This window comes from Pedobacter lusitanus (assembly GCF_040026395.1).
Classification (GTDB): Bacteria; Bacteroidota; Bacteroidia; order Sphingobacteriales; family Sphingobacteriaceae; genus Pedobacter; species Pedobacter lusitanus.
Genome location: NZ_CP157278.1, coordinates 3,113,302 through 3,134,278, shown reverse-complemented (window position 1 = coordinate 3,134,278; position 20,977 = coordinate 3,113,302). Strand labels below are relative to the sequence as shown.

The 20,977-nt window shown below is 40.1% G+C and carries 17 protein-coding genes; 6 read left to right on the top strand and 11 right to left on the bottom strand.

All coding sequences use genetic code 11. The features are described from left to right. Positions 1 to 1,032, bottom strand: a complete 1,032-nt coding sequence (gene gldB, locus PL_RS13270) for a gliding motility lipoprotein GldB (RefSeq protein ID WP_041879719.1) — start codon at positions 1,030 to 1,032, stop codon at positions 1 to 3. A 112-nt stretch (positions 1,033 to 1,144) separates the two neighbouring features. On the opposite strand from gldB, the gene PL_RS13265 reads away from it, so the two are divergent. The 4 genes from PL_RS13265 (at position 1,145) to PL_RS13250 (ending at position 7,483) form a co-directional block, all read left to right on the top strand. After that, positions 1,145 to 1,819: a porin family protein gene (locus PL_RS13265; RefSeq protein ID WP_041879758.1), complete on the top strand. Its 675-nt coding sequence runs from the start codon at positions 1,145 to 1,147 to the stop codon at positions 1,817 to 1,819. Between the two features lie 6 nt (positions 1,820 to 1,825). Further along, positions 1,826 to 3,463: an NAD+ synthase gene (locus PL_RS13260; RefSeq protein WP_348619692.1), complete on the top strand. Its 1,638-nt coding sequence runs from the start codon at positions 1,826 to 1,828 to the stop codon at positions 3,461 to 3,463. A 300-nt stretch (positions 3,464 to 3,763) separates the two neighbouring features. Then, the gene (locus PL_RS13255) at positions 3,764 to 7,033 is read left to right on the top strand and encodes a S41 family peptidase (RefSeq protein ID WP_348619691.1); all 3,270 of its coding nucleotides are present in this window, start codon (positions 3,764 to 3,766) and stop codon (positions 7,031 to 7,033) included. 87 nt (positions 7,034 to 7,120) lie between these two features. Next, on the top strand, positions 7,121 to 7,483 hold the full coding sequence (locus PL_RS13250; protein WP_152620372.1) for a hypothetical protein: 363 nt from the start codon (positions 7,121 to 7,123) through the stop codon (positions 7,481 to 7,483). An 86-nt stretch (positions 7,484 to 7,569) separates the two neighbouring features. On the opposite strand, the gene lnt is transcribed toward PL_RS13250, so the two are convergent. From lnt to rsmI, 3 genes are read right to left on the bottom strand one after another with little or no spacing between them, the layout of a single operon-like run. Then, positions 7,570 to 9,207: an apolipoprotein N-acyltransferase gene (gene lnt / locus PL_RS13245; protein ID WP_041885308.1), complete on the bottom strand. Its 1,638-nt coding sequence runs from the start codon at positions 9,205 to 9,207 to the stop codon at positions 7,570 to 7,572. Positions 9,208 to 9,222: 15 nt separating this feature from the next. Then, the gene (locus PL_RS13240) at positions 9,223 to 9,876 is read right to left on the bottom strand and encodes a PH domain-containing protein (protein ID WP_041885305.1); all 654 of its coding nucleotides are present in this window, start codon (positions 9,874 to 9,876) and stop codon (positions 9,223 to 9,225) included. Positions 9,877 to 9,912: 36 nt separating this feature from the next. Then, on the bottom strand, positions 9,913 to 10,623 hold the full coding sequence (gene rsmI / locus PL_RS13235; RefSeq protein ID WP_041885303.1) for a 16S rRNA (cytidine(1402)-2'-O)-methyltransferase: 711 nt from the start codon (positions 10,621 to 10,623) through the stop codon (positions 9,913 to 9,915). A gap of 44 nt (positions 10,624 to 10,667) precedes the next feature. Here rsmI and serS point away from each other — a divergent pair, with 44 nt between their 5' ends. After that, positions 10,668 to 11,939, top strand: a complete 1,272-nt coding sequence (gene serS / locus PL_RS13230; RefSeq protein WP_041885300.1) for a serine--tRNA ligase — start codon at positions 10,668 to 10,670, stop codon at positions 11,937 to 11,939. 83 nt (positions 11,940 to 12,022) lie between these two features. Here serS and PL_RS13225 read toward each other — a convergent pair whose 3' ends face one another. The 5 genes from PL_RS13225 to ileS all read right to left on the bottom strand — a co-directional run bounded on the left by PL_RS13225 (position 12,023) and on the right by ileS (position 18,282). After that, the gene (locus tag PL_RS13225) at positions 12,023 to 12,331 is read right to left on the bottom strand and encodes a hypothetical protein (protein WP_041885297.1); all 309 of its coding nucleotides are present in this window, start codon (positions 12,329 to 12,331) and stop codon (positions 12,023 to 12,025) included. Between the two features lie 110 nt (positions 12,332 to 12,441). Further along, positions 12,442 to 13,143 carry an SIMPL domain-containing protein gene (locus PL_RS13220; RefSeq protein WP_041885295.1) on the bottom strand — a complete coding sequence of 234 codons (702 nt, stop codon included), beginning with the start codon at positions 13,141 to 13,143 and terminating at the stop codon, positions 12,442 to 12,444. A gap of 755 nt (positions 13,144 to 13,898) precedes the next feature. Beyond that, positions 13,899 to 14,501: a lipoprotein signal peptidase gene (locus tag PL_RS13215; RefSeq protein WP_041885294.1), complete on the bottom strand. Its 603-nt coding sequence runs from the start codon at positions 14,499 to 14,501 to the stop codon at positions 13,899 to 13,901. After that, positions 14,501 to 14,884: a TraR/DksA family transcriptional regulator gene (locus PL_RS13210; RefSeq protein WP_041885291.1), complete on the bottom strand. Its 384-nt coding sequence runs from the start codon at positions 14,882 to 14,884 to the stop codon at positions 14,501 to 14,503. Before PL_RS13210 ends, PL_RS13215 begins: the two co-directional genes overlap by 1 nt. Positions 14,885 to 14,889: 5 nt before the next feature. Further along, positions 14,890 to 18,282 carry an isoleucine--tRNA ligase gene (gene ileS, locus PL_RS13205; protein WP_041885288.1) on the bottom strand — a complete coding sequence of 1,131 codons (3,393 nt, stop codon included), beginning with the start codon at positions 18,280 to 18,282 and terminating at the stop codon, positions 14,890 to 14,892. A gap of 172 nt (positions 18,283 to 18,454) precedes the next feature. On the opposite strand from ileS, the gene PL_RS13200 reads away from it, so the two are divergent. After that, the gene (locus PL_RS13200; protein WP_348619690.1) at positions 18,455 to 18,697 is read left to right on the top strand and encodes an isoleucyl-tRNA synthetase; all 243 of its coding nucleotides are present in this window, start codon (positions 18,455 to 18,457) and stop codon (positions 18,695 to 18,697) included. 81 nt (positions 18,698 to 18,778) lie between these two features. On the opposite strand, the gene PL_RS13195 is transcribed toward PL_RS13200, so the two are convergent. Together PL_RS13195 and PL_RS13190 are read right to left on the bottom strand one after the other, a co-directional pair. Beyond that, a complete protein-coding gene (locus PL_RS13195; RefSeq protein ID WP_041885282.1) occupies positions 18,779 to 19,882 on the bottom strand; it encodes a C1 family peptidase in 1,104 nt (367 codons plus the stop codon). A gap of 155 nt (positions 19,883 to 20,037) precedes the next feature. Then, positions 20,038 to 20,970, bottom strand: a complete 933-nt coding sequence (locus PL_RS13190; protein ID WP_041885280.1) for an alpha/beta hydrolase — start codon at positions 20,968 to 20,970, stop codon at positions 20,038 to 20,040. Between the last annotated feature and the right edge of the window lie 7 nt (positions 20,971 to 20,977).

Here is a 20,977-nt window from a genome sequence, read left to right as displayed (position 1 = left end):
TTACATTTTGGGTTTATACTTTGCCCCGTTTAATATCTTTTGCGGATCCTGTTCTTTCATCAGTTCCTGCAAGGTAACTTTTGGATTTTCGGCCATATATTTTCTGACCATTTGCCAGCCTATCCATATGCCCAGTTTAGGTGCAGATTCATTTTTCACACCTAAACCCGGCGTAAAGGGAGCTTCACTGAGGTACATCTGTATTTTCTGACTGTCTGATTCAAACAGCAGGTTGTTCTCAATAAAATATGCCCATATATTACCTTCAAAAGTTTTACACCAGGCCAGCTGTTTTTCCGTATAACCAATTTTCAGCGTATCCGGCATATTATCCGGAAGTACCATGTCCATAAAATACAGAATTTTCCCATTCTCTACCATTTTGGATAACAAAGAATGAGCTTCATCCTTTTGAGGGAATAACTCTTCCCTGGCATAGGTCTCTGTGATCCGTGGCACAATATAATCAGGAGTAAATCTTCTGGACAGGTATAGCGGCACACTTTTTACAATGGCACCATAAAACTTACTGTCTTTGCCTAAAAACATATCCAGACCTATTCCCATATAACCATCTCCAATTGGGGTTTGCACAGAAAAACCGGAAATGAAAGAAATAAATTTCGGAACCTTAATTTTAGGATAGTAATACTTAATATACTTAAAAGTCTGGGTTAGATTCTGTTCTATAGGTTTCATGTCCCTGAACACACTGTCTGCTTCGGCATTCAGGTCTGTATAAGCCTGATCCCTGTACAGGGTAGTTAAAATTTCGGCATCGCTATAACTTCTGTCGCCCACCATTCTGTGGATATAATCATCGTAAAAATAAGTATACTTTTTACGCAGAAACAGGTCAGTTTCTTCCAGCTTTTTGTGCTGCCCTGCATATAGATCCCGGTCAAACCTTTCAATCTTAATATCCACCTTTATATCATCCACATTGGGCTTTCCAGCCTGTTTGCAGGAAAAAAAAGTGATTACACAAAGAAAAATTAGATAGATTTGGGGATGTTTAACGTTATTGTTCATTGATAACAAATATAAACAGATCATGGAGGAAACCATCATTGACCAGCTTCAAAAAAAGATAGAAAAGCCTGTGAGCCTGTTTCAACACTTATTACAAACAAATATGATACAAATGAAACAAATAGTAGCTGCACTTTTACTGACATTTTTAACTGCTACGGCTTTTGCACAACAGGGATCCGGGCCTTATTATGGCTTCAGACTGGGCTTAACCGCACATCCGACTTTTGGCTGGGCTAAACCTGAGAATGGTAAAGGCAATGGATTCAGTCTGGGTTTTGCTTATGGCTTGCTGGCTGATTTCAACTTCGCAGAGAATTATAGTCTGGCAACAGGATTAACTATTACCAGTATTAATGGTAAGACATCAGAAATTAATCCCATTCCTTATTATGATGCAGCTGCCTATCCAAATCCTACTTTGTACGATCTTAAATATAAAATGCAGTATATTGAAGTTCCGCTGACATTGAAACTGAAAACAGATAAGATAGGGGATGTTCGCTGGTATGGACAATTTGGTCTCTCCAATGGATTTAATATCAGTGCCAGACAAGATGTCGCGGTAGCTGGAAAAACAATTGTAAAAGATCAGCATATCAAGAAAGATACTAACTTTTACCGTGCCGGATTGATTATTGGTGCAGGGTTGGAATACGATGTGGCAAAAAATACCAGTGTAACTACTGGCTTAACATTTAACAATGGATTTACTGATATTTCGTCTGCACCAGGCAGAAATACACGTAATCATTATGTAGGTTTAAATTTCGGGGTATTCTTTTAGCAGATTATGAAGATAGCATTAGCGCAGCTCAATTATCATATTGGTAATTTTGAAAGCAACACAAAAAAAATCATAGAGCATATTAATCTGGCAAAGGCCGATGGAGCAGACCTTGTTGTGTTCGCGGAGCTGGCAGTATGTGGTTATCCGCCGCGTGATTTTCTGGAATTTGAAGAGTTTATTTCACTCTGTGAAGATGCCGGGAGGGAGATTGCTGAGCATTGTACCGGGATAGCCTGTATTGTTGGTCTGCCAGTCAGAAATGAAGAACTGGCCGGTAAAGATTTATATAATGCGGCTTACTTTATAGAAGATAAGCAGATTAAATCGATTGCCAGAAAAGCACTATTGCCTAATTATGATGTTTTTGATGAGTATCGTTATTTTGAACCAGCCAGAGAATTTGCCTGTATTGATTTTAAGGGAGTAAAAATTGCCTTAACCATTTGCGAGGATCTTTGGAATATTAACAATAACCCGTTATATGTTTCCAATCCGATGGACGCACTGATCAAAGAGAATCCTGACGTGATGATCAATATTGCCGCTTCTCCGTTTTCTTATCAGCATGATGATGAACGCAGAATCGTGCTGGCGGATAATGCGAAAAAGTATAACCTGCCTTTATTATATGTGAACCAGGTTGGGGCACAAACGGAAATCATTTTTGATGGTGGTTCTATGGTCTTTGACCAGCAGGGGAATATGCTGGATGAAATGGACTATTTTAAAGAGCAATTAAAGACGTATACGCTCGTTGGAGGAGCAATTGAGGGTAAGCCAACAGCACACAAACCGATGTCTGATATCGCTCAGATTCACGACGCACTAGTAATGGGAATTAAGGACTACTTTGTGAAGTCTGGTTTTTCCAAAGCAGTACTGGGATTGTCCGGCGGGATAGACTCTGCGATTGTCTGTGCGCTGGCCTGCCGTGCTCTGGGACCTGAAAATGTGATGGCCGTATTAATGCCAAGTAAATATTCTTCAGATCACTCTATTAAGGACGCGCTTGATCTGGTGGCTAATTTTGGCTGTAAACATGAGATTATTTCCATTGCAGCAGCAGCAGATGCTTTTGATAGTATGATGGCAGGTGCTTTTAAAGGATTACCATTCAATTTAACAGAAGAAAATATTCAGGCGAGGAGCAGGGGAATTGTGGTTATGGCCATGTCTAATAAATTTGGCTATATCTTATTGAATACCTCCAATAAAAGTGAATGTGCGGTAGGGTACGGAACACTTTACGGCGATATGTGTGGTGCGATAGGTGTAATAGGAGATGTTTATAAGACTCAGATTTATGAGCTGGCACATTATATCAATAAGGATGGTGAGGTTATTCCTGAAAATACGATAGTCAAACCACCTTCAGCTGAGCTGAGACCAGGCCAAAAAGATTCTGATTCTTTACCTGATTACGATACACTCGATACTATACTTTTCCAGTTTATAGAACTGAAAAAGACTTCGAAGGATATTATTGCAATGGGCTATGAGGAAACTCTGGTGAGAAGGATTATTAAAATGGTGAATGGGGCAGAGTTCAAGAGGTATCAGACCCCCCCTATACTGAGGGTTTCTCCGAAGGCTTTCGGCAGTGGCAGGAGGATGCCAATTGTCGGGAAGTATCTGGCGTAGGTTTAGCTTCCGGTTAAAAGGATAAAAAAACACGATGCTGTATTCCGGGTTATGTTCCTTCTGTGAGGAACCTGACGCCCCGGAATACAGCATCGTGTTTTTTTATGACCTGTGTTCATTGAGATGCTGAAAGGTTGGTTAGCAAGAGAGCAGATTGCAACATTTGATATTTTACGATGTCTTATATTAGCAGAATAACCATGTAACAATAATGCAATATGGTTGCATGGTGGTATGTTTATTCTAGCTTTGATTTATTCTTTTTATCTCAACCCATTACCTAAACATTTAAAGATCAATATGAAAAAAACCTTACTACTCTTTTCATTTTTAGCATTTGCCGGTCTCAATGGCCGGGCGGAGAGCCAGCCACGCTGGATGCAGCAACCAGCCGTTTCACCCGATGGAAAATGGGTGGCTTTTGAATACAAGGGGAATATCTTTAAGGTCCCTTTTACCGGAGGTGATGCTGTCCCGTTAACGATTGCGAATTCTTATAATGGTTATCCTATCTGGAGCCATGACAGTAAGAAGATAGCTTTTGCTTCAGACCGCTATGGTAATTTTGATGTTTATTTAATGAATGCTTCAGGCGGTGAGGCAAGCCGTCTTACCTTTAATTCCAGCCGTGATATTCCATGTGATTTCTCAGTTGATGATGCACAAGTCATTTTCGGTACCGATCGTCATGATGTTTATTCCTCAGCCCGTTTCCCCAATGACGGGATTTTCACCAAGCTATATGAAGTTCCTGTAAAAGGCGGAAACAGCAGAATGCTGAACAGTGCTGGAATGGAATATGCACATTACAATGAAAAGGGGGATCAATTGATTTTTCAGGACAGAAAAGGCTATGAAGATCCCTGGAGAAAGCACCATACTTCGGCCGTTACCCGTGATATCTGGACTTATAATATCAAAAGCAACGCTTATACTAAAGTATCTGATTTTAAGGGAGAAGACCGGGAACCAGTGTGGGGTAGTGGTGATATTTTCTACTATCTGAGCGAAAAAAACGGAACACAGAATTTATTCAGGTCATCACTGGCTAACCGGTCAGAGGTAAAACAGTTAACTAATTTTGAAAAGAATCCTGTGCGTAATCTTTCCAGATCAGCGCATGGTGAATTTGTATTTACCTATAACGGAGATATCTACACCTTAACCGAAGGTCAGCAACCTAAAAAACTGGCAATCAATCTAAATGCTGACTTTGCAGGTGATCAGATTACCACTGTAGCTGTTAGAGGGGATGCTTCTGAAATAGCTGTTTCCAACGATGGAAAACAGGTCGCATTCGTTTATCGCGGAGATATTTTCGTCACTTCAGTCGATGGTAATACAACCAAAAGAATTACCAATACACCATATCAGGAACGAATGGTACAGTTTAGCCCTGATGGGCGCAAATTGCTCTATTCTGCTGAACATGAAGGATCATGGGATATTGACCAGGTATCGATCACGAATAAAAATGAACCTTATTTCTTTGCGGCTACTATTTTAAATACGGAAAGTGTAATTGCCGGCCCTAAAGATGAATTCCAGGGTGTGTATTCTCCTGATGGAAAGAAGATTGCCTATCTGGAAGAAAGAAATATGCTGAAGTCCTATGATATCGCAGCCAAAACTACCAATACCTTAATCGCGCAAGGTGTAAATTATTCTTATGCTGACGGCGATCAGTATTTCACCTGGTCTCCGGATAGCAAATATTTGCTTGCACAATCTACCGAAGGCGGAGGCTGGTTCCAGAATGAGGTTGTCCTGATCAAAGATGATGGTTCAGGTAAACGTATTAATCTGACACAAAGCGGATTCAGCGATGAAACACCACAATGGGGTATGGATGGAAAAATGATGTACTGGCTGACTGATAAAGATGGAATGAAAAACCTGAGTCGTGGCAGTCAGTCAGATATCTATGCCATGTTTTTTGATCAGAAGACATGGGATAAATTCCTGTTAAGTAAAGAAGATTTTGGCTTAAGAACTGAAGCAGAGAAAAAAGATACAGTTGCTAAAAAAACCGAAGTTGCCGGTCTGAAGAAAAAGGAAAAAGATAAAGTAAAAGAACCAGCTAAAAAGATAGTTGAACCAGTTAATTTATATCTGAAGAACCTCGAAGACCGTACCAAACGTTTAACTATGGCTTCCACTTCTATCAACGGAGCTAAATTGTCTAAAGATGGTGAGAAGTTATATTTCCTGGCTAAGTATGATAAAGGATATGATCTTTGGGTAACTACACTGCGCACCAATGAAAGTAAAGTGCTGGCAAAACTTGATGCTCAGGATGGTGGTATTGAAATGACCCCTGATGGGAAAACACTATTTGTACTGGCTAATGGAAACATCATGAAAGTGAGTGCCGAAGATGGTAAAGTAACTCCTGTCGTGATCAATTCCGATATGCAGCTGAATGCCATGGGCGAGCGCGAATATATCCTTGATCATGCCTGGAAACAGGTGAAAAAGAAATTCTTTGATCCTAACCTTCAGGGAGTGGACTGGGATTATTATCATACCAATTACAAACAGTTTTTACCTTATATTACTAATGACTATGATTTCCAGATATTATTAAGTGAATTTTTAGGTGAACTGAATGCTTCTCATACCGGTGGACGTTATAGCCCTTTTTTCCCTAATGGTGATGAAACTGCTGCGCTTGGCCTGATCTATGATCTGACCAGAAAAGGCAATGGTTTATTGGTAAAAGAAATAATCGCTGGTGGTCCGTTTGATATTGCTGATACTAAAATGAAGTCCGATGTCATCATTGATAAGATTGATGGGGTAGCCATTACTGCTGATGCAGACTGGTCCGGATTACTGAATCATAAAGCAGGTCAGTTCACACGTATCTCTTTCCATGAGGTCAAAGGTTCTGGTGTCTATGAGGAGATTATTAAACCAATCAGACCAAGAAAAGAATCTTCGGCGTTGCTCTATAACAGATGGGTGAAATTAATGGAACACCTGACTGATAGCCTTTCTGGCGGTAAAGTTGGTTATGTCCATGTTCGGGGTATGGATGATCCAAGTTTCAGAGTGACATTTGATAAAGTACTTGGTAAAAACAGTCAAAAAGAAGCACTGATTGTAGACTCCAGATTTAATGGAGGAGGTTGGTTACATGATGATCTGGTTACCTTTCTAAGTGGCAAGTTGTACTTTACACTCCGTCCTCAGGGGCATATTACTACAGGTGGAGAGCCATTGAATAAATGGTCAAAACCTAGTTGTGTACTTATGAGTGAAGGCAATTATTCTGATGCATTTATGTTCCCTTACGCTTATAAGGAGCTTGGCATAGGTAAATTAGTAGGCATGCCGGTTGCCGGAACGGGAACAGCCGTATGGTGGGAAGCGCAGATTAATAACAAGATTGTTTTTGGTATTCCTATGATTGGTACTTATGGTGCAGGTGAAACGCATGCTACAGAAAACCATCAGCTTGAGCCGGATATTATGGTGGCTAATGAATATAATAAGATTCTGGCTGGTGAAGATCAGCAGCTGATTGCTGCGGTGAAAGAAATGCTGAAATCTGTGAAAGGAAAATAAGTTAAATAGTTTTAGGAAAATACTTGATTATGTGATGGATTAACTTGAACTTGAGATTAGTTAGGTTAATTTTTAAATAAAAAACACATGATGAAACTGAAAATTATTTTTCCGGTTTTGCTGCTCCTGTTTCAGCTGATGGCTTTCAGGACACAAGCCCAGAACAAAGTGAAAAGATACTGCGAAGTGTCAAGTAGTGATAAGTTTTTCTACTCGGGCTACGCAGTAGATTATGGACAGAACAGAAAGTATAATCCACTCAAAGACTCTGTCTGCATCCGGAAATTGCAGAAAGTAGAATCTCTGGAAACAAGGGTAGAGGTTTTGAATTACATGTCTGAACTGGGTTGGGATCTTGTTAGCCTCCGCGGAGGCAAGGATTATTATTTACCATTTATCTTTAGCAGGGAATTTGATCCGGCTGAACTAAACGAAAAGAAACAGAAATGATGGTAGAATAGCAAAGGTGCCCGGGAAAAACGGGCACCTTTTTTTATGCGGTTGCTGAGCTGACTGGCTGAACAGTCAGCTGCTTCTTACAGCTTTGCGGTTTTTTTCTTCCTGATAAAGATATGGTAAGGGATGAATAACGCCAGTACAATACCGGTTATACTCAGAATCTGTGCGATAATGTCTCCGCTTTTTACATAAAGAGTAAGCTGGTCATTCAGGTTTACGTCCATTTTCAGCGCGTCACGGGTCCACCATGCGGATTGTTTAACCACATCCCCACGCTGATTGATGAAGCCTGAGATGCCAGTGTTGGCAGAGCGTACTACCCACCTGCGGCTTTCAATGGCGCGAAGTTTGGCATAAAGGAAATGCTGGTCTTTACCTGAAGTATTGCCCCACCAGCCATCATTGGTGATGATAGCAATGAGCTGTGCTCCGTTTTTAACAGACTCTCCGATCCAGCTTCCCCATAGGGATTCATAACAGATTACAGGAGCTACACCTACACCATTCTGGGAGTAGAAGACACCAGGATTTTCCTGCCATCCCCAACCGGAAACAGTTCCTCCCAGGCCGGCAAAAACCGGAGCAAGAAAGGACAGGGTTTTTGGAAACGGCATTTTCTCTACACCAGGTACCAGTTTAGACTTATGATAGAACTGCACATTTGCAGAGTTTTCTACCTGCATTGCAGAATTGTAGTTGTCGAAATACTGGTTGGTGCCGGGATCGAGTTTGGCAGAGATCGTACTTTTATCATTGTAGAATTTAAGACTCTCTATCCCGGTAATCAGGGTTCCGTTCTTATATTTATTCAGGAAAGACTGTGCGGCCATGAACTCTGTCGTGCTGCGGATACGGTCTTCGTTGGCATAACTTGGAATAGCAGTTTCCGGCCAGATAAAGTACTCCGTATTGGTTTGGGCAACAGAGTCCGATAAATGGATGAGGGTTTTCAGCTGATCGGCAGGAGAGATACCTCCCATTTTTTCGTAAGGATCAATGTTGGGTTGTACTACCACTACATTGATCGGGACAGTTTTCTCTTTGTAGCCATAGTATTTGACCAAAGAAATTGCTGCCGGTACGATCACAAAAATCAGCCAGCCAAGGGCAGGTCTGATTTTAAGATAACCTGTGTTTGACTTAAAGCTTTTGTAAGCTTCAAAGGCCAGGATATTACTAACCAGAATCCAGATGGAACCTCCGTAAACTCCGGTTGATTCATACCATTGCGCAAGCTGATGCATGCCAGCAAGGCCGTTACCCAGGGTCATCCAGGGGAAGGCAAGATCCCAGGTGGCATGTAAATATTCCATACCTACCCAAAAACTGACCAGAGCGAGCCAGGCAATACGTTTGTTGCTTACAATGGTCCTGAAGCGATAATAAAGCCAGAAGGCGAAAGTCATCAGCAGGGCTCCAAGTCCATAGGGAATCAGAGAGATGACGAGTGCGACGGCGGGATTATTATAGGCACTTATTGCATTATATACCCAGTAGATGCAGGCTGTATTCCAAACCAGGAAAGCCAGACCCGCTGTGAGGAAAACCTTTTTGCCTGTTTTCTTTTCTCCTTTACCGATCAGGTGATCCAGTGCGATTAGCAGCGGTACAAAACCGATGAGTAAAAGGGGAGCAGCAAAAGTATGCGGCGGCCATGCCAGCCATAATAAAAATGCACTTAATAGGGCAAGCAGGTAGGTTTGTGTCGCTTTCATTGAGAAGGTATGAGGCTAGAAAGTATCTAAGATATCGGCTTTTTTAGCCTCGTATTCGGCTTGCGTAATTAATTGTTTGTCGTATAAAGTTTTCAGCTTCCTTAATTTCAGTGTAGTTTCATCCTCAGGTTCCTCTACAGGTACCGGTGGTACATAAACTTCAACCGGTTCTTCTGCAGGAATGTTTTCCGGGACAGGAGTCTCGGCGGGGGTGAACAGCGCTGCGGGAGCAGGTTGCTGAGCTCTTTTATCTTCCATTTCGGTTTGTCTGACCTGTTCTTTATAAGCTTCCAGTTGTTCGTAGGCAGCCTGATAGAGTTTGCGGGCCTGTACTTTAGGAATATACTCCGTGATGATATTCTCACCATGCTGCGGTACGCAGATGAATTTAGAACCGAATATCTCCTCTTTAAATGAGATCTCTTTAATACTTTTCCAGGAGATATCCTTGAAGTTCATTGTGATGCCGAAGTTTGCCGGTTCACAGTAAAAGATGCGTTTATTGCTGACTGCTATACAATCAGGAAGAAGATTTACCGCAGGTCTTTTTTGTACCGCAAGGTAGATCAGTTCCTCATTGCTGGTTAGCATATCATTTAACTTGCCTAAAACCTTTTCAACAGCTTTAGGATCTTGTTCATCACTTAAAAATCTATCGATTAAAATCATATTATTTTTATTTTGGGCTCTCCCGGATTTTTAAATTTAATCCTTTTCGTAAGCGCGTTTTTCCTTTTTAGTTTCTTCCTTACCGGCAACACAAATTACAAATTCACCTTTTAAAACATTGCTCTCAAAGTGTGATTTTATTTCAACCAGTGTACCTCTAACGGTTTCTTCGTATAGTTTAGTCAGCTCTCTGCTTACAGAAGCCTGTCTTTCTTCGCCAAAAAACTGTGCAAATTCTTCCAGTGTTTTTAACAGGCGATGCGGACTTTCGTAAAGAATGATTGTTCTTTCTTCTTCAGCAAGCTTCTTTAAGCGGGTTTGTCTGCCTTTTTTGACAGGTAGAAATCCTTCGAATACAAATGCATCTGTTGGCAGACCAGAGTTGACCAGAGCCGGTACAAAAGCGGTAGCCCCTGGTAAGCACTCGACTGGTAAATCATTTTTTAACACTTCTCTGACCAGGAAAAAGCCGGGATCAGAGATTGCAGGTGTGCCTGCGTCCGAAATCAGGGCTACATTCTTGCCTTCCTTCAAAAACTTAATAATTTCTGAAGTCGCTTTATGTTCATTATGCTGATGATGTGAATAGGCCTTTTTATCGATGCCAAAATGCTTTAATAAAGGGGCACTTGTACGGGTATCTTCAGCCAGAATCACATCTGCTTCCTTTAAAACACGGATGGCTCTGAAAGTCATATCTTCAAGATTGCCTATTGGTGTTGGAACCAGAAATAGTTTACCGCCCATAGTATTCTCCAAACTCTTGTTATATTTGTTAAAAAAATTAAATAATGCTGCAAGTTAACTATATCCGCGAAAATAGAGAGAAAGTTTTAGAACGCTTAGGTGTCCGTAATTTTAAACAACCTGAACTGGTTGATGAAATTATCAAATTAGATGAAGAACGCAGACAGACTCAAACTTCGCTGGATAACCTATCCGCTATCGCCAATGCCAATGCCAAACAAGTAGGTGAGCTGATGCGTAATGGTAAAAAAGAAGAAGCTGAAGCAGTAAAAGCAGAGACTACATCAAACAAAGAACATATTAAAACACTTTCAGAACAGCTGAATGTGGTAGAACAGCATTTGTTTAATGCGTTGGTGCAGATACCAAATTTACCAGGTGAACAAGTTCCTGCTGGTGCTACACCAGAGGAAAATGAAGTAGTCCTTACCCATGGTGCTCCGGCAGAATTACATGGGAAGGCATTACCACACTGGGAGCTGACTGCTAAATATGATATTATAGATTTTGAGCTGGGAACTAAAATTACCGGTGCAGGTTTTCCTGTGTATAAAGGTAAGGGAGCCCGTTTACAGCGTGCCCTGATTAATTTCTTTCTTGACCGGGCTACAGAGCAGGGTTATAAAGAAATGCAGGTGCCATTAATGGTGAATGAAGCTTCGGGTTTCGGAACAGGACAGTTGCCGGATAAAGAAGGTCAGATGTATCATTCTACAGTAGATAATCTATATCTGATTCCTACGGCAGAAGTTCCTGTGACTAATCTTTACCGTGATGTAATTTTAAAAGAAGAAGAATTACCAGTTAAAAACACAGCTTATACCCCGTGTTTCCGTCGTGAGGCAGGATCATATGGAGCGCATGTACGTGGCTTGAACAGATTGCATCAGTTTGATAAAGTGGAGTTGGTACAGGTAGTACATCCGGATAAATCTTACGAAGTGCTGGAAGAGATGAGTGCTTACGTACAGGATTTGCTAAAAGACCTTGGTTTGCATTTCCGTGTATTGCGTTTATGTGGTGGAGATATGGGATTTGTTTCGGCTATGACCTATGACATGGAAGTTTGGAGTGCGGCGCAGCAGCGTTGGCTGGAAGTTTCTTCAGTGTCTAATTTTGAAGCATATCAGACTAACCGTTTGAAATTAAGATTTAAGGGAAATGGAGGAAAAACACAATTGGCACATACATTAAACGGTAGTGCGTTAGCTTTACCACGTATTGTGGCAGCTATTCTGGAGAACTATCAGACTGAAGATGGTATTATGATTCCGGAGGTCTTGGTGAAATATACAGGATTTGACCGTATCGATTAATTCCTTAACAAACGATCGGCTATAAAAAACGGGTGTTCCTGTATATGGGCACCCGTTTTTTATATAGCTTAATTTTGTCTGGTCTATAAGATCAGGATCAATAATAAGATAATGATGATAATTGCACCTACAGAAAGATAGATTCCTCCGCCCATACCGCGGGCTTGTTTTTTCATTTCTCTAAGTTCTTTGCGTAATTCTTTTTTCTCGGCTCTGGACATGTTTGATTTGTCCATTGCTCTGATTTCTTCAACCCGGTTAGTGATCTTTTCTAACTGAACCTTTTGTTCAGCGGTTAGTTCAACTTTGTCTTTGGTAGTGGCAGCAGAGACAGTGTTTACGCTAACTCCTAAAAGGAAGAGGAGGAGGAAAGAGTAGATTAATTTTTTCATGGTTTTAATTTATTTGTGGACAAAACAGATTAGTAATATGTTAATATAACAAAAAACCTACCAAATTGTTGGTAGGTTCCATTTAAATACAATATACGTTAATTAATCAGTTATTTGATTTCAAAAACTGTGTTCATTACGTAGCTTAATTTGATCTTTTTGAAGTCGATTTCAGGTGCACTTCCTGCAGAATCTTCGGCCATAGCAGATTTCATCATCATTCCACTTGCACGGTATACAGGGTAGTTTTCGTTATTTTGTTCCTGGATGTCGATTACTCCGCCCAGTTGGTTACCAAGAGCTTCCACTAAATAAGTAGCTTTTGTTTTTGCGGCTTGCAGAGCTTTAATTTTCAGTTCTTTCTTTAGCGCTTCGATTTTGGAGTAGTCGTAGCTGTCAATGTTGGTGTAAGCAACACCTTTAGGATCAACTGAACCGATAATTTCGTTCCATTTGTTCAGGTCTGTAACTTTAAGACGGTATTGTTTGCTCACTAAGAAGTCAGGATTTTTCTTTTTTTCCGGAGCGGTGTTGAAGCTTGATAAGCTGTTGATCATTAAATTTTCTTTGGCGATACCTGCAGTTTGAATTGCGTTGTACAGCTGTTTTTCCAGATCGGTAATTTCAACTTTTTTCTTGCTGTTACCATCTTTCAGATATTCTTTCAGCGAGATGCTGATATAGATAATATCCGGGGTAACTTCCGTTTCAGCGGTTCCGCTAACGGTGATCTTTTTGCGTAAATCTACTTGTTGGGCCATAGCGCTAACACTGATTAAGGTAACAAAGGCAAATACTAATAACTTTCTCATAATAATTTTCAATTTGTGTGTCTTTACATATCAGATGTAAAAACCATGCCGATTCCATAACAATAATGGAAGAATTTTAATTTCATCTAAATTAAGAATATTCCCTCATCAGATCTGTATTTATTTTATTTCTAAAAAAAACCTGGAAATCAGTCCTCTTAAGCCCCTGGCAGCGCTTGTTTTTATTTTGTCTCCGGAATGGGCGGTATTCAATTTCACCTTAAATCAAATCTGTTTTACAGGACATAATTTTTTTCACGTTGGGTAAAACCCTGCAGATGCTCTTTTTTTTTGCAGTCCTATTAATTAGTTTTATTTGCAATATTGGAAAACGTTTGATCTCTGGGGACGTATTTTAATGGTCAAATCACCCTGGTCAGCTTTAAAGAATTTATCAAAGAAATCTCCAAAAGCATGGAGATAGGCTCGGGCCTTCAATAGATTATTTGAGACAACAAGGCGAATGCTGGGATGATATAAATTCTAAGCATCATGCTATCTTCCTTCCTTCACCGCCCCACACAATGATTTTACAGTAATGAAATATCTTTCGCAAATCAGAAGCCTTTTTACATTGCCTAGGTTTAACCCCTGTGAATTAAAATCTCTGTGGTATGTGTATGCGGGCATCAGCGCCCTTAGGCGCGTAGCCCGCATACACATACCACAGAGATTTTACCCCCCCCCTTTAAACCCCTTAGCAAAAAAAAAGGCCTTCTCCTTAGAGAAAGCCTTTTACATTATCTTAAAATCATCTAATCTTCTACTACTTCATTATTAGGCCCAATCTCTTCCTTAACCTCTTCCTTAAAATATTTTTTCTGGAAAATAAGAATAGCGATTACACCTACAGATATGGCAGTATCTGCGACATTAAAAACAGGTCTGAAGAAAATGTAATCTTCTCCGCCCCATATAGGCACCCATTTAGGAAAGACACCCTCCAGTATCGGAAAGTAAAACATATCCACTACACGGCCATGAAACAGGGTAGCATAGCCATATATTTTGCCATAAGCCACAGAGTCAATAATATTACCCAGTGCGCCAGCAAAAATCAATGCTACATTCAGTACCAGGCCCCGGTGATATTTGTGTTTAACCAGATAGTGCAGGCCGAATCCGATTGCTGCGACAGCTGCAATTCTGAATAAAGATAAAGCCAGCTTTCCGAATTCACCACCAAACTCCATTCCGAAGGCCATTCCGTTGTTCTCCGTAAAATGTATAATGAACCAGTTACCAATGATCTTGAACTCCTGACCAATGTACATGTTGGTTTTAATCCAGGTTTTTAATACCTGGTCTACCAGCAGTACCAGGAAGATAACCAGCAAAGGTTTAGTATAGCCTTTCATTATGCCTGCTTCAATTTAGCTTCCATACTTAAAGTTGCATGCGGTACCGCACGTAAACGTTCTTTCTGAATTAATTTACCGGTTTCGCGGCAAATACCATAAGTTTTGTTTTCTATACGGACTAATGCAGCCTCTAAATTCTCAATGAATTTTTTCTGACGTGCGGCTAATTGATTTAATTGCTCTTTCTCTAGTGTTGCGGAACCATCTTCCAAAGTCTTATAAGTACCCGAAGTATCTTCAGTACCATTAGAATTCGGGCTGCTTAAAGAATTTGTTAAGTTGAGAAATTCCTCTCTCGCCATACGCAGTTTATCCTGGATCAGTTCTTTAAATTCTTGTAGCTCGTTATCTGAGTAACGGGTTTTTGTAGGTTTTTCCATATTAATTATTGTTTTGCAATCAGAATCAGCAATTCAACTTCATCGATTACGATTTTGTTTCCTTTATCTAAATTAGTTATCAAATTAATATCATCCGCCAATATTTCAGCGCAAATGTAAGTTTTATTCTGAGCTACCGCTGCGGAGATCAAATTATGGTTTTGTAAACTCACGGTAATGCGATCAGTCACTTCAAAATTAAGTTCTTTTCTTAAATTCTGAACTCTGTTGATCAGTTCACGTGACAAACCTTCCTCTTTTAGCTCTTCAGTTATTGTAACGTCAAGAGCAACAGTAAGGTTACCCATATTTGTCACTTGCCAGCCGGGAATATCCTCAGCGATGATCTCTACATCTTCCAGCAAAATTACGTAGCTGGTTCCCGGTACAATATAAGAACCTTCAGCTTCAAATTTGCTTAAATCTTCCTGACTCATGCCGCTGATTGTCTCAGCTACCGATTTCATGTCTTTACCAACCTTAGGTCCAAGAGCTTTGAAATTAGGTTTGATTTTCTTTTTGATGAAACCAGCAGTGTCAGTAATGTATTCAATATCTTTGATATTTGTCTCAGACAAAATGATTTCTTTAACCAGTTCTACTCTTTCTCTGAAATTTTTATCCAGTACAGGTATTAGTATTTTTGCCAGAGGCTGACGTACGTTGATGCCTGATTTCTTTCTCAGTGAAAGTGCCATAGAAGAAATATTCTGCGCAAGTTCCATCCTTTCGTTCAGTTCTGTGTCAATCAGCGAAGTATCGCCTTCTTTCCATAAACTCAGGTGTACAGACTGTTCAGCCGTTTTCTTATTTACAGATAAGTTCTGATATAACCAGTCAGCAAAGAATGGTGCTATCGGAGACATTAACTGAGAAACACTCATTAAACAGGTATAAAGCGTTTCATAAGCAGCCTTTTTGTCGGCAGTCATTTCACCTTTCCAGAAGCGGCGGCGTGATAAACGGATATACCAGTTACTTAAATGCTCATCTACAAATAACTGAACAGCTCTTGCTGCTTTTGTAGGCTCATAAGTATTATAACTTTCATCTACCTCATTGATCAGATTCTGTAACAGCGATAAAATCCATCTGTCCAGCTCAGAACGATCCTTTACAGGCGTTTCATTATTTTCATCAATTTCGAACTGATCAATATTGGCATATAAAGCAAAGAAAGCATAAGTATTGTACAGCGTGCCAAAGAACTTACGTCTTACCTCATCCAGACCTTCCGTATTGAACTTAAGGTTGTCCCATGGAGAAGCATTGCTGATCATGTACCATCTGGTTGCATCAGCACTGTAAGTATCTATCGTATGGAAAGGATCAACACCATTACCTAAACGTTTAGACATTTTGTTGCCGTTTTTATCCAGTACCAGTCCATTGGATACTACATTTTTATAAGCAATACCTTTATTGCCGATACGCTCATTGACAGCTTTGATCTCATCACTGGTTTCACTTAACATTACAGCAATTGCATGTAAGGTAAAGAACCAGCCGCGGGTCTGATCCACACCCTCAGCAATGAAATCTGCAGGATAAGCGTTTTCAAACTCCTCTTTGTTCTCAAAAGGGAAATGCCATTGTGCATAAGGCATGGCACCACTATCAAACCATACATCAATCAGATCAAGTTCGCGGGTCATTTTTTCTCCTTTGGAAGAAGTTAAGATTACGTCATCCACAAAAGGACGGTGCATATCTTTCAATTCAAAAGAAGCTTCCATGAAACCAGCTTCTACAGATTTTTTGATCTCTGCGTTCAGTTCTGCGATAGAACCAATACATTTTTCTTCCGTACCATCCTGAGTTCTCCAGATTGGCAGCGGGGTTCCCCAGTAACGTGAACGTGATAAATTCCAGTCTACCAGGTTTTCCAGCCAGTTTCCAAAACGGCCTGTTCCGGTAGCCTCAGGTTTCCAGTTGATAGTTTTATTCAGCGCTACCATTTTATCTTTTACAGCAGTGGTTTTGATAAACCAGCTGTCAAGAGGGTAGTATAAAATAGGTTTGTCAGTTCTCCAGCAGTGCGGGTAACTGTGTTCATATTTTTTTACGTCAAACGCTTTGTTCTCTTCTTTCAGTTTAATGGCAATCAGGACATCTGTAGGCTTGAAATCAGGGGCTTTACGTTCCTCATCGCTATAATATTCTTCTTTTACATAATAACCTGCGAAATCCGTGACCTCATCAACAAATTTACCCTGTTTGTTGACCAGAGGAAGTTCGTTGCCCTGCTCATCGGTAACCATCACATATGGCATATTGTTCTCTTTTACCACACGAAAATCGTCTGCACCAAATACAGCAGCAAGATGGACAATACCAGTACCATCTTCAGTAGTTACATAATCAGCCGGAATTACGCGGAAAGCCTTTGCTTCCAGTTCAGCATTCGTTACATAAGGCATCAGCTGATGATAATTCAGCCCAACCAGGTCTTTACCTGTAAATTCAGCTGTGATTGTCCATGGAATCAGTTTGTCGCCGCCTTTATAATCTTCAAATGAAAGATCTTTAGCTTCCGGCTTGAAATGTTTTCCGATCAGATCTTTTGCCAGTATAACACTTACAGGCAGGAAAGTATATTGATTGAAAGTCTTAACTTTTACGTAGTTTATTTTTCCGCCAACAGCCAGTGCACCATTGGATGGTAAAGTCCAGGGTGTAGTTGTCCAGGCGATAAAAGCAGTTTCCTCAGTATCGTTTTCAAATAATGAAGACATTGCCGGGTGCTGCTGGTCTTTTTTGATAAAGAATTGTGCAGTAACCGAAGTATCTTTCAGCATTTTATAAGTACCAGGCTGGTTCAGCTCATGAGAACTTAAACCTGTTCCCGCAGCAGGAGAATAAGGCTGTACTGTATATCCTTTGTATAAAAGACCTTTTTCATGAAATGTTTTCAGAATCCACCACAGCGATTCGATATATTCATTTTCGTAAGTAATATAAGGTTTCTCCAGGTCTACCCAGTAACCCATTTTCTCGGTAAGGTCATTCCAGATATCGGTATAACGCATTACTTCTTCACGGCAGGCTGCATTGTAAGCCTCCACTGTAATTTTTGTACCGATGTCAACTTTAGTGATGCCCAGTTTCTTTTCTACAGCAAGTTCAATAGGTAAACCATGTGTATCCCAGCCACCTTTACGTTTCACCTGGAAACCTTTAAGAGTTTTATAACGACAGAAAATATCTTTAATAGCACGGGCCATTACATGGTGAATACCAGGCATTCCGTTAGCTGAAGGCGGGCCTTCATAAAAAGTAAATGGGTTAGATTTTGAACGGGAGGAAATACTTTTTTCAAATATATTTTCTGCCTTCCAAAATTCCAGTATCTCTTCGCCTATCTTAGGTAGTTCTAATTGTTTAAATTCCCTATACATCAATCCAGTATCTTAAAAAAAATGAGGATGCAAAGTTAAGTATTAAGAATTAAAAAATGGTAGATATTAAGGAAATACATTGATCTTCAAAAACTTAAATTGGTTTGGTTTTTGATGCTGATAATTATACCGTATAAATTAACAATACAATCTCAGGATCATGATAAAAGGAATGAAACTTCAAAAGGCGATAATTGTGATGGTTTTAGCCATAATTGCATTTGCAGCCTATATGATTATGAGTTCAAATGGTGTTAAATGGAGTAAATATATTCTGGAAATCTGTGGTTTATTTCTGATGCTGGGCGGACTTCTTTTTCTTTACCCTATACTTTTTGCAAGAAAAGACAAGGAAGGATGTGTGGAACTTGACCCGGATGTACCTGTAGAAACGGGTAAACCTATCGAAGATTAAGATTTTAATCAGCATAGCTGTCTGAATAAAAAAGGGGCTGTATCTTAAAAGATACAGCCCCTTTTTATGATTCCAGGATAATTACAATCCCAGTTTTTTCTTTAATTCTTTAGTTAATGCTGCTTTAGGTACTACCAGACTTACAGTATTAATGGCAAAATAAGGCTCAGAAACTTCTATATATCCTTTAAACGGACCAACCTCACCCCACGAATTTTTAACTTTAAAAAAGTACTTTCCACTGGCTGATTGCTCCAGCCCAATCAGGTGCATTAAATGATCATCTTCAGTGGTTAAGTTTTCATATAACTGCTGGCGCAATTCAGGAGAATAAGCCTGTTCCCTGACATCCGGATTCAGCACAGTTGCTTTTGCGGCAGCTGTATCAGCAAATAAAATGGCATAACCTTTTTTCTGCTGGAAATTTTCATTGCTCATATCAGCATCCCACATCACTGTATATCCGTCCTTAAGTGCTGTTTTAGTCAGGCCTACCATTTCTTCCAGCGGCAGATTGTAAAAAGATCCGTTTGAAAAATTATCGGGTGCTTCTAAAATAAATGATGAATAATAAGGATGATGCGTAAACGAAGTCACGTTTACATAATCGCCGGCGTCAAACTTCAGCACTTCCTTAGCAAAAGTCTGTGCAGTATAGTTTTTTCCTTTATAATCAAAATTAGCTGGCGGATTTCCGATTTTCTGATTCAGAATCTGTTCAAATCCCTGTAACCAGTTTGCGGCTACCGGACGTTTTTTTAGTACCTCATCCAGATAAGCTTTTAGTGTATCTGCTAAACCGGTGTGATCAGGAATCTCGCCGGTAACGCCCTGAAAAACCTCTTGTGGCATTGCCCCATAAAGAGAAATACCACGAATCAGATCATGGCCCAGGCCACCTTCACTAAACTGCGCTTTACCCTGACGTAAGATATAGTTTTTTGCTTTTTCTATGTAAATATTGCGTACAATGTACATTTCAGAAAGATTAAACTCTCCCAGACCCTTGCGCAGTTCTTCAGATTCAACCAGTGAAGTCGTAGAATAATTCCAGCAGGTTCCTGATTTACCCTGGTTTTTAACAGCAGTTACAGTATTGCTCTTAATGGTTTTTAAAGGATTTTCCTGAGCATGTGCAGAGAGGATAGTACCTAGTCCAACGGCTAGCATAAAAAGTCTTTTCATTTGTTTATTGTTTTTTATCAGATGGGGGCCTTTGATGATTTAACAATCATTTTTTTAAAAGGTCTAAAATAGAAAAAATACCGGGTATAAAAGAGACCGTATCGTTTAAGATACAGTCTCCATAGCTATTCAGCAAAAACGAGTGGCCGGCTTTTCTAATCTGCTTTAAATTTTATTTTTTCTTTCAGGAATACCGCAATTTCTGATTTGGCAGTTTCACCTAATACATGACTCTCCTCTGCAAATCCCCTGATATAGGTATTGGCGATATAATCCGTGTTTTTAGTGGCCTCAACAGCAGAGACAATCTTTTTTGAATTCTGCGGACTGATCTGATCATCTTTTCCTCCGTAAAAGAGATACAGCTCGGGCAGGCCTTTGAGTTCAGCAATCCGGTTAACAGGAGAATAAGCATCGTAATTCAGCCCCGGGACTTTTACACTCAGAGCCGCTATTCCGATTCTGTATTTCAGCGAAGTACTGGCATCAGTTAGCGGTAGCATCTGTGCAAAACCACTCAGAGACACGATTGCTTTATATCTGGCCTGGTTACCTGATTTGGTATCCTTTTTTAGTCCCTCATAAAAAGCAAAATATCCACCTGCACTTTCCCCGATCAGGACAATTTGTTTATTGGATATCTGCATTGCTTTGCTTTCGCTGATAAGCTGGGAGATAGCATTTTCTACATCTTTGCTCTGATCACTCAGTGGCATCACCCCTAATCTGTAATTGATAGTTGCAATTGCACAATCCGGAAATTCTTTGATTATGGAATTGATAGTCGTCATAAACTCTGAATCTCTCTTATCCCCGCTGAGGAAACTACCTCCATGAATAAATACAAATAATCTTGTATTACTGGTATCTCTTTTAGCAGGCAACCAGATATCATAATTCTGCGGATCATTTTTTGGAGAAAGATAATGCAGTTCATTATTCCATCCATCCTGATAAGTAACAGAACTGGCCGCTAAGGATGCGACTTCTGATTTTACAGCTGCAACCGGTGAGGGAGCTATAGTTGTTTTTTTGCATGATGCCAGCGCGATGGCCAGCAAAATAAAAATGGAGTATTGCTTAATCATAGGTATT